Source organism: Streptomyces sp. SP18BB07 (genome assembly GCF_036322545.1).
Taxonomy (GTDB): Bacteria; Actinomycetota; Actinomycetes; order Streptomycetales; family Streptomycetaceae; genus Streptomyces; species Streptomyces deccanensis.
The window spans coordinates 1-318 of record NZ_JAQYWT010000203.1 but is presented as its reverse complement, the minus strand read 5'-3'; the positions used below and the strand labels follow the sequence as shown (position 1 = coordinate 318).

Sequence of the window (318 nt, the reverse complement as noted above, 5' to 3'; positions counted from 1 at the left end):
GGGGTCTTCGCGAGGATTTCCGAGACGGGGTAGCGGGATTCCCGCCGTACCGCCATGAAGATCCTCGGCATCACCGGGAAGTGGAACGCCATGTGGCATTCGTCGCCGCCGCTGGCGACGTCGCCGAAGTAGTCGACGACGTCCTCCGGCCACTGATTGGCCTCCGCGAGGATGACCGTGTCGGGGTAGTGCGCGTCGATCTCCTTCCGCACCCGCATGTGGAAGTCATGGCTTGCGGGAAGGTTTTCGCATTTGGTGCCCTCATGCTGGTACAGGTACGGCACCGCGTCCAGCCGGAAACAGTCGATTACCAGTTCC

The 318-nt window shown here is 62.9% G+C and carries 1 protein-coding gene; it reads right to left on the bottom strand.

The annotated features are described in order from the left end of the window. The coding region (locus tag PUR53_RS02485) for an alpha-amylase family glycosyl hydrolase (protein WP_443080255.1) at positions 1-318 on the bottom strand (318 nt) is incomplete at both ends.